Consider the following 9443-nt stretch of genomic DNA (forward strand, 5'->3'; position numbering starts at 1 on the left):
CACATCAACTCCCGTCCACACGCCGCCCATTCGCGACTCCTCGGCCCGGTCATCACACGGCCCGCCGGCCGGGCCGCACCTCGGCCGGCTCGGGCCCCTTGCCCCGGAACCCGGCGTGGATGCGGCCGGCCGGCCGGGCCCGTTCGTCCTGCCGCCGCGGGCGGCAGTCCGGGAAGGGCAGGGTGCGCCGCTGCACCGGGGCGGCGGCCGGTTCGCGCAGGCCCGGCAGGGTCAGCCGGCCGGCGTGCGCACAGCCGCTGCCCCAGAAGGGCCGGCGGCGCAGCAGGTCGGGGTGGGCGCACGCGACGACCAGCAGCGCACCGGCGAGCGGGCCGGTGCGGGCGCCGGCCAGGCTCTCCGCCCAGTCCAGCACCGCGTCGTCGGCGAGGTGCAGGTCGTCCAGGCAGAGGACCACCGGGCGGCGGCGGGCCTCGTGCTGGATGACCTCGCCCCAGGCGGCCAGCAGGTCGGGGCCGCGTCCGGGCGGGCCGGAGTGGGCCGCGGGGCTCAGCACGCGCAGCAGCCGCGCGGCGTCGACGTCCAGGTCCACCGCGGAGCGGACCACGGCCCGCAGGCGCTGCTCCGGGGAGTCGTTCCGCGCCCCGTGCCGGGGGGTCCACGCCTCCAGCAGTGCGGCGGCCGTGCCGGCGGCGTCCCGGCCGCCCCCGGGCACACGCGGCCGTACGAAGCGGACCGCGTCGAAGTCGCCCGTGACGCGGCGCTCGAACTGGGTGAGCAGGGCCGTCTTGCCGGCCCCGTGACCGCCGAGCACCGTCAGCAGGGAGGGCACGTGGTGGTGGTGCGAGTACTCCAGGAGGTTCTCGAGCAGGGCCAGTTCGGGCCGGCGCCAGGTGTCGGTGCCGTGCTGTGCGGTGGGCTCACCGGTGTGCAGGGCCCGTGCCCTGCGGATGCCGGCGCAGCCGTCGGCGGCGCGGACGGTGTCGTCGTAGCGCACCCACGCGGCGGTGTCGCCCGCCACCTCCTCGCTCACGTGGACCTCGCCCTCCGGGACTCCGGTGAGCAGTCCGTGCGCCTTGTCGAGCAGGGTGCCCACCACCGAGACGGCGGCCCGCGGGTCGTGCGGGTCGTGCCGCACGATCGCCTTTCCGGAGATCACCACGGCGCGCATCACCATGCCCGCCCGGGAGGCCAGCCGTTCACGGGCCGCGAAGGCCGCGCGCACCGCGTTCAGCGAGGCCTCGGGGCGGTCCGAGCGCAGCCCGAACAGGGCGGCGCACAGCCCGCCCATGGAGCCGACGACCGTCCCGGAACGCGTCTCGACGCTCTCGGTGAGCACGGTGACCGCGTCGTGCAGGGAGGAGTCCAGCTGCTCGCTCTCCATGTCCGGCGCGTCCCCGGCGGACTCGGTGCACACCACGAGCACGCACACGTCCCGGCGCTCGGCGACCGCGCCCGCCTCGGCGGCGCCGAGGCCCGTCGCCGCGCCCGGCAGCCCGCCGCATTCGGCGTCCCCGTGGGGGAGAGCCCCGCCGGCGCGAGCGGCGTCCGGGGCGGCCTCGTCCGAGGCCGCCTCTTCGGGACGGTCACCGCGCCGCTCCGCGACCGAGAAGGACGGCGTGGCACGCGCGTGGTCGCCGTCCTCCCCCCAGCCGTGCGCGGACGCCGCGCTCGCGAATCCGTCGGCCCCCTCGGCACCGTACGCGGGCACGCCGCCCGCACGGCCGCTGCCGTCGTCCGTCCCGGAATGCGGCGTGCCGGGCGGGCGGCCGGTGCCCTGCGCGCCGTCAAGGGAGGTGGCCCCGCCGGTGCCCGGAAGACCGGGGGCCGGTGACGGCGCGGCCGGCCCGCCGCCGGCGGCCGCGAGGACGGAGGCCCCGGTGTCCGCGGTGAGCCGGACCGGTGCCCGTTCGGGCACCGCCCCGGGCGCGACGGGCTCCGGGCGGACCTCCGCGGGGGAGGCCAGCGCCCGGTCGTGGCGCAGGATGCGGTGCTGCAGGCTCTGCAGGGCGGCGGACGGCTCCAGCCCGTACTCCTCCACCAGGGCAAGCCGCACCCTGCTGAACACGCTCAGCGCCTCCGCCTGCCGCCCGCAGCGGTACAGGGCGAGCATCAGCTGCCCGCACAGCCGCTCGCGTAAGGGCTCGGCCTCGGCCAGCGAGGTGAGCTCGCCCAGCACGGCGTGGTGCCGGCCGCACGCCAGCTCCGCCTCGAACCGGTCCTCCATGGCGTCCAGGCGCAGCTGCCGCAGGGCCGTCAACTCGGGCCACCGCACGCCCTGTTCGGCCAGGTCCGACAGGGCGGAGCCACGCCACTCCGCCAGGGCCTCGCCGAGCAGCTCGGCGGCCTCGGCCGCCTCGCCCGCGTCCAGACGGGCCCGGCCCGCGGCGACGGCGCGTTCGAAGCGGGTCGCGTCGAGCTGTTCGGGGTCGACGCGCAGGACGTAGCCCGGCGCCCGGGTGAGCAGCCGCGGCGGCTCGTGTCCCCCGCCGTCGCCGCTCTCCAGCAGGGCGCGCAGCCCCCATACGGCGTTCTGCACCATCTTGCGGGCGGTGACCGGCCGCGCGTCCTCGGGCCACAGGGCGTCGAGGAGCTGGCTGGTGGCGACCACCTGGTTGGCGTGGAGGAGCAGCAGCCCGAGCACCGCTCGCTGCTTGACGCCGCCCAGCGGCAGGCTGCGCCCGCCGCTCACCACGTCAAGCGGCCCGAGAACCTTGAATTCCACGACTACCCCCGTAGGTCGAACACGCGTGTTCAGTCATGGCAGGCGCCGTTGCCCGCAGGAGCGGCGTCCGCCGGGCGGACGCCGCGCAGTACCACCTCGGCCACGTCGCCGAGCCGCTGGTCCAGATAGAAGTGACCGCCGGGCAGGACCAGCATCTCGGTCTCGGCTCGGGTGTGCGCCCGCCAGCCGGCCGCTTCCTCGACGGGGACGACCGGGTCGGCGTCGCCGCACAGCACGGTGACCGGGGTGCGCAGCGGCTCCCGGGGCGTCCAGGAGTACGCGGCGAGGGCGGCGTAGTCGGCTCGCAGAGCGGGCAGCACCATTGCCACCAGCTCGGGGTCGTCGAGGAAGGCCACGCCGGTTCCCCCGAGCCGGCGTACGGCGTCCAGGATCGCGGCGTCGTCCGGCAGCACGTCGTGGGGACTCGGCTTCGGCCCCGGCGCCCCCCGGGCCGACAGGAAGAGCCTGCGGGGAGGCCGGGCTCCGCGCTCCTGCAGGACGCGGGCGGTCTCGTAGGCCACCAGCGCGCCCATGCTGTGCCCGAAGAACGCGAAGGGCACCGCCGTGTCCCGGCCCTGCTCCCCTGCGTCGGCCTCCAGCTTCCCGGCGACGATCGCGGCGAGTTCCCCGATGTCCGCCACGGGTGTCTCCCGCCGGCGGTCCTGGCGGCCGGGGTACTGCACGCCCAGCACCTCGACGTGCGGCGCGAGCGCCCGGGACAGCGGCAGGTAGGCGCTGGCGGCGCCCCCGGCGTGCGGGAAGCAGATCAGCCTGAGAGCGTCGGGCTCGGGATCGCCGAAACGTCGGAACCACTGGCCGTCCATGGCGCGTCGCGCTCCTGTCTGTTCACCTGCGGTACGTGATATCCGCGCTCGGCCCTGGCCCGGTGCAGCACACCGGCCCACCAGCTGAGGCGGTCGAGCATCAGCCGGGCCGACACGTCCCAGTCGTCGGAGGCGGCCAGGGTGCCGTCGGGCCCGAGCCGCTCCCAGTAGTTGTGGAAGCTGACGGTCTCGTGCACGGTGACGGCGTGGACCTCGGTGAAGACCTGGCGCAGGGCCGCCACCGCGCACAGGCCGCTGGAGGGACCGCCGTAGGAGAGGAACCCGACCGGTTTGGCGTGCCATTCCTCGTCGTACCAGTCGATCGCGTTCTTCAGGGACGCGGGAAACGTCCGGTTGTGTTCGGGGGTGACGACGACGAACGCGTCGGCCGCCTCCAGCCAGGGCGCGAGGTCCTTGACGGCCTGGGGCCGGGGCGCCGTGGGTTCGGCGGACATGACGTCGGGCAGCCAGGCCGTGGCGAGGTCTATGACGTCGACGTCGAAGTCGTGCCGCAGCCGGGCCCGCGAGGCCAGCCATTCCGCCGCGACGTGCCCGAACCGGCCTTTCCTGATGCTGCCGATGATGATCGCCAGCCGCAGTCGTTCATTCTCGGCCACCTGCCCCCGCCTTCCGCACCAGCGCCGAACCGCATTCCTCGGGGAACCCTGGCATATGCCGCTTCGGATTCGCTTCGGACGGCTTCGGAAAGGCCGCGGAAGGCCCTTCGGAACCGGTGGCCGAGCCCTTTTCGTCGCAACTCGCGCCGGTCGCCCGCCGGTTACGCTGAGATCATGGAATTCGGGGTGCTGGGGCCGCTGGAGGTGCGCACGGACGAGGGTCGTGTCGTGCGGGTACCCGAAGTCAAGGTACGCATGCTCCTGGCCGATCTCCTCGCCCACCACGGGCAGGTCGTCCCGGCGCCGCGGCTCATCGAGGACCTGTGGGGCGGCTCGACGTTCACGGCCCGGCCCTCGGCGTCGCTCCAGGCCAAGGTGTCCCAGCTGCGGCGCGCGCTGCGGGACGCGGAGCCGGGCGCCCGCGAGCTGGTCGCGCACCGGCCCCCCGGCTACGTCCTGGACGTCCCCGCGCAGGCGCTCGACGCCGGGCGGTTCCGGGACCTGGTCGCCCGGGCCCGGTCGGGCGGGGACCCGGAGGCCCGGGCGGCGCTGTACACGCAGGCGCTGGCGCTGTGGCGCGGCCCCGCGTTCGCCGAGTTCGCGGACCAGCCGTCGGTGCGGCCGGCGGCGGCGAGCCTGGAGGAGGAGCGCCTGACGGCGGTGGAGGAACACGCCGGGGTGCGGCTGGAGCTGGGCGAGCACAGCCTGCTGGTGGGCGAGTTGACGGAGCTGGTGGAGCAGCATCCGCTGCGCGAAGGGCTGCGGGGCGCGCTGATGTGGGCGCTGTACCAGGCGGGACGCTCCTCCGAGGCGCTCGACTGCTTCAACGATCTGCGGCGCCGCCTCGACGAGGAGCTGGGGCTGACGCCCGGCCCGGCCCTGGAGGCGCTGCAGCAGGCCGTCCTGCGCCACGACCCGGTCCTGGCCCGGCCGCGGCGGAGCGCGCCGCGTGCCGCGGGGGCGCAGGCGGGGCCGGGTCCGGGGCCGGCCGGTTCGGCCTCGCCGCTGGTGGGCCGCGACCAGGACGTGCGCGCCCTCGGGGAGTTGCTGGCGCAGCGCCGTCTGGTGACGCTCACCGGCCCGGGCGGCGTGGGCAAGACCCGCCTCGCCCGGGCCACGGCCGAGAGCCTGACGGGCACGTTCGGCGAGTGCGTCAAGCTGGTGGAGCTCGCGGACGCCGGCGGCCTGGAGCGGTTCGCCGGCGCGGAGGCGCTGGCCGAGCAGGTCATGGCGACGCTGGGCATCCGGGAGAACACCTCGGACGACGACGCCAAGGGTCCGACGGAGCGGCTGGCCAACGCGCTGGCGGGCCGGCGGCTGCTGCTCGTGCTGGACAACTGCGAACACGTCGTGGAGGCCGTCGCGCGGCTCACCGGCCTGCTGCTGAGCCGGGCCCCGCAGCTACGCATCCTGACGACCAGTCAGGAACCGCTGCGCACCCGCGAGGAGTCGGTGTACCCGGTCGCGCCGCTGTCGCTGCCCGCCAGGGACGAGCCGGACCCGGAGGCGCTGACGGGCTCCGCCGCCGTACGCCTCTTCCTGGACCGGACCCGGGCGACGGACCCGGACTTCGAGCTCGACGCCGACACGGCCCCGCTCGTCGCGGACGTGTGCCGGCGCCTGGACGGCATCCCGCTCGCCCTGGAGCTGGCCGCCACGCGCGTGCGCTCGCTGGGCATCAGGGAGCTGCACGACCGGCTCGACGACCGGTTACGGGTGCTCAACAGCGGTTACCGGGACGCCCCGTCGCGTCACCGGACGCTGCAGGCCACGCTCGACTGGAGCTGGAGCCTGCTCGACGAACGCGAGCGGACCGTGCTGCGCAGGCTGTCGGTGTTCGGCGAGGGGTGCGGTCTGCGGGCCGCCGAGGAGGTGTGCTCCGGTGGCGGTGTCTCCCCCGCCGACGTCCTCGACGCGCTGAGCCTGCTCGTGGAACGCTCGCTGGCCGTGCGCACGGAGGGGCCGCAGGGCCCGCGTTACCGGCTGCTGGAGTCCGTCGCGGTCTACGCGCGTGACAAGCTCGCCGCGTCCGGCGAGCACGCCGAGACCGCCGCCCGGCACCTGCGCCACTGCGTCCGCCTCGCCGAGCGGGCCCGGCCGCATCTGCACGAGCGGGAGCAGTCTCGCTGGTTCCAGTACCTCGATCTGGAGGCGGCCAACGTGCAGCGGGCGCTGGCCGAGGCCGACCGGGCCGGGGCCGCGCAGGAGGCGCTGCGGCTGGTCAACTCGCTGACCTGGTACTGGTACGTCCGCGGCCGCCTGGGCGAGGCCCGCAGGGCGCTGGCGACGGCCCTGGACACGCGGGGCGAGGCCACGCCCGAGGAGCGTGTGGAGGCGGGGTTCTGGTACGCGGGCATCCGCCTGCTGCTCGGGGAGCAGGGCCGGGACTGCGAGACCCTGGAGGAGGCTCCGCCCGAGTCCAGTCTGGAGTCGACCCGGGCCCAGTGGTTCCTGGCGCACGCGCAGTGGACGGTGGGAGCGCTGGTCAAGGGCGAGCAGCGGGTCGAGCGGGTCCTGGTCCGCTTCCGCACCCTGCGCGACGCGTGGGGCACCGCCGCCGCGCTGACCACGCGCGCCTGCTTCGCGCTGGCCCGCGGTGATCTCGAATCCCTGCGCGGCAACGCCGAGGAGGCCCGCGCGCACTTCGCGGAACTGGGCGACCTGTGGGGCCGCCTGAAGACGACGGACGTGCTCGGCAGGCTCGCCGAGATCAACGGCGACTACGACCTGGCGGCCCAGCTGCACCGGGAGAGCCTGCGGATCGCCCAGGCCCTGGAGACCTGGCCCGAGATGTCCGTGAAGCTGTCGGGCCTCGGCAGGATCGCCCTGCTCACCCGGCGCTACGACGAGGCCGACGACCTGCACACGCGCGCCCTGCGGATCGCGGTCGAGCAGGCCAACCAGCCGGCCGAGCAGTTCGCCGCGCTGGGCCTCGCGCTGAGCGCCCGGCGCCAGGGCCGGCTGGACGCCGCGGAGGAGTGGCTGCGGCCCTGGCTCGCCTGGAACCGCCGTCGCGGCGACAGCCCGGGCCTGGCGCTCGTCCTGGCCGAGCTGGGCTTCATCGCCGAACAGCGGGGTGACGCCGGGCGGGCGCTGGCCCACCACCGGGAGGGCCTGGCCGCCGCCGCGACGACCAAGGACCCCCGCTCGGTCGCCCTGGCCCTGGAGGGCCTGGCCGGGGCGTACTCCCTGGCGGGGGCCCCGGAGCGGGCCGCCCGCCTGCTCGGCACGGCGGCGGCCACCCGGGAGCGGGCCGGAGCCCCGCACCCCCCGGCGGAACGGGGCGACGTGGACCGCATCGCGGCCCGCCTGCGCGACGCGATGGGCGAGGCCGTCTACACCCGCGCGTTCACGCTCGGCACCCGGGGGGACCACGAGGCGGAGGCCGGGGCGGAGGCGGCGGCGCCCCTCGTCGGGCCGTGAGGGACTGAGTCCCTCAGGTGTCGCCACGCGTCTCGGACGCCTCCTTGAGGTGCCCGTCTCGGTCACGTGAGGACGTCCGGGACCCGGGCAGGGCCCTTCGGCCCACGACACGGGCGGGGCCCCGTCCCACGCTGAAAGTGGAAGACGAAAGGACCGCGACCCATTGCATCCCTCTGTTCCCCCTTCGGCTCACGAGAGACGAGCGCAATGGATCCGGCGGACACAGGAGGTGTTCGACGTGGCCGAACGCACTTTCCCGGGCATTGAGCAACACCCGGACATCCTCGCGCTGCGTGCCCGCTCAGAGCGGGCGACCGCGACGTTCGCAGCGCAGATTCTGGAGGGACTCGGCCTGCTGGCCGGTCTGTATCTGGCGGCTTCGGCGTGGATCGTGGGCTTCGACGCGACACTGCCGACCCTCGCCGTCACCAACCTGATCGCCGGGATCGCGTACGCGTTCTTCATGGGGGGCGGCTTCGGCTCCGCCTTCGAGCGCACCCACGCGATGAGCTGGGCGGCGGCGTGCGTCGCGGCGTGGACCGTCGTGGCACCGTTCGTCGTGTCCGGCGCGCGGGACTCGCACCCCGCCTCGGTGATCGTCAGCAACGCCGTCATCGGCGGCTTGGCGTTCGCCTTCGCCGTCGCCACCGGCATGCTCGGACGGGCGGCCGGACGCAGGTCATGACGGTGTCATCACCTCAAGGGTGGGGGTGGCGTCGCTACGACGCCGCCCCCATCGGCACGTCCCGGGTCAGCCTCTCAGCCGACCGCTCCGGACAGCCGCTATGAAGTGAGCCCAGCCGCTCGCGGGGAAGACGAGGGCGGGACCTTGGGGAACCTTGCTGTCCCGTACGGGGACGACGGCGGGGAAGTCGTCGGAGACCTCAATGCAAGCGCCACCGTCCTGGTTGCTGTAACTGCTCTTGCGCCAAGACGCCGCACTCAGGTCGATGGATCGCACGTCGCTTCCTCCAACATCCGCAGGATGAACTTGCGCGAGTCAGCCGGGGTGAGGGCCAGATCGCGCACCGCATCGTACGTCTTCTGCAAACGAACGACCGGACCGGCGTCTTCGATGAGTTCACCCCAGTAGCCGTTCTCGGTATACGCCACAGTCCGCCCCTCCGGAAGGAGTAAATACCAGACATCCACCCCCAGCAGACCGTGCAACCCCGCACTCTGCAGGAGCACCTGAACTGTGACGTTGGGACGTTCTCCCACTTCTGCCAGGTAGCCCAACTGCCCCCGCCACTCCCCCACATCCCGCAACGGCGTCCGCAGCACCGCCTCCGAGAGGATCGTCCGGAACGGCGGTGCGTCCTCCCCCTCCAGCAACTCACGGCGCCCCATCCGCGCCTCGACCTGCTGCTCCAGTTCCTTTCCCTTCAGCCCGCCTGCCGCCAGTACCTCCCGGGCGTACCCCGGCGTCTGCAACAGCCCCGGCAGCACGCTCACCGCGAAGTGCCACAGGCTCACCGCCTTCGCCTCCAGGGCCATGTACCGCCGGTACCGCTCGCGGAACTGCGTATGGTCCCCGGCCGCCAACTCCCAGAGCGCGAGCAGCAGTCCCGGCGTGCCGTAGTGCGTGTCGAGGGCCTGGACGACCTCCGGGCTGCCCAGGGTCTCGCCCTTCTCCATCTTGCCGAACAGGGACCAGTCCCAGCCCAGCCGCTCCCCGAGCTGCCGCAGGCTCGTCCCGCTGCTCGCCCGCAGCGTGCGCAGTTCCTCGGCGAAACGCTGACGGGGCTCCTGACTGCGGCCGGTGATGACACGGCGCTGCGGCATACGGCTGGCTCCCTTCCGAGAGGTGCGTGTGGAGGGTGTGGAACGACCCCGGGGACCCGGGGAAGCACGGCCCGGTCCACGGCACGGCCGCTCCCGTCCGGACGCATGCTC

Annotated in this window: 7 protein-coding genes; 2 read left to right on the forward strand and 5 right to left on the reverse strand. The window is 74.6% G+C overall.

What is annotated here, in order from left to right; translation table 11 throughout:
* Positions 1-52: 52 nt before the first annotated feature.
* The 3 genes from ABZY20_RS10555 to ABZY20_RS10565 are packed head-to-tail and all read right to left on the reverse strand — an operon-like array spanning position 53 to position 4124.
* Positions 53-2683: a BTAD domain-containing putative transcriptional regulator gene (locus ABZY20_RS10555; protein ID WP_356439512.1), complete on the reverse strand. Its 2631-nt coding sequence runs from the start codon at positions 2681-2683 to the stop codon at positions 53-55.
* 29 nt (positions 2684-2712) lie between these two features.
* On the reverse strand, positions 2713-3507 hold the full coding sequence (locus ABZY20_RS10560) for an alpha/beta fold hydrolase (RefSeq protein WP_356439515.1): 795 nt from the start codon (positions 3505-3507) through the stop codon (positions 2713-2715).
* Positions 3450-4124 (reverse strand): NAD(P)H-dependent oxidoreductase, encoded by a 675-nt coding sequence (locus ABZY20_RS10565; RefSeq protein ID WP_356439517.1) that lies wholly within the window; start codon positions 4122-4124, stop codon positions 3450-3452. Before ABZY20_RS10565 ends, ABZY20_RS10560 begins: the two co-directional genes overlap by 58 nt.
* A gap of 174 nt (positions 4125-4298) precedes the next feature.
* Between ABZY20_RS10565 and ABZY20_RS10570 the strand changes: the two genes are divergently transcribed.
* A complete protein-coding gene (locus tag ABZY20_RS10570; RefSeq protein ID WP_356439519.1) occupies positions 4299-7547 on the forward strand; it encodes a BTAD domain-containing putative transcriptional regulator in 3249 nt (1082 codons plus the stop codon).
* Positions 7548-7785: 238 nt separating this feature from the next.
* Positions 7786-8232: an SPW repeat protein gene (locus ABZY20_RS10575; RefSeq protein WP_356439521.1), complete on the forward strand. Its 447-nt coding sequence runs from the start codon at positions 7786-7788 to the stop codon at positions 8230-8232.
* Between the two features lie 66 nt (positions 8233-8298).
* On the opposite strand, the gene ABZY20_RS10580 is transcribed toward ABZY20_RS10575, so the two are convergent.
* Together ABZY20_RS10580 and ABZY20_RS10585 are read right to left on the reverse strand one after the other, a co-directional pair.
* The gene (locus ABZY20_RS10580; protein ID WP_356439524.1) at positions 8299-8508 is read right to left on the reverse strand and encodes a DUF397 domain-containing protein; all 210 of its coding nucleotides are present in this window, start codon (positions 8506-8508) and stop codon (positions 8299-8301) included.
* On the reverse strand, positions 8490-9332 hold the full coding sequence (locus ABZY20_RS10585) for a helix-turn-helix transcriptional regulator (protein WP_356439526.1): 843 nt from the start codon (positions 9330-9332) through the stop codon (positions 8490-8492). The genes ABZY20_RS10580 and ABZY20_RS10585 overlap by 19 nt, the downstream gene beginning before the upstream one ends.
* Positions 9333-9443 lie beyond the last annotated feature (111 nt).

The sequence above is a fragment of the Streptomyces sp. NPDC006624 genome (genome assembly GCF_040611555.1).
Lineage (GTDB): Bacteria > Actinomycetota > Actinomycetes > Streptomycetales > Streptomycetaceae > Streptomyces.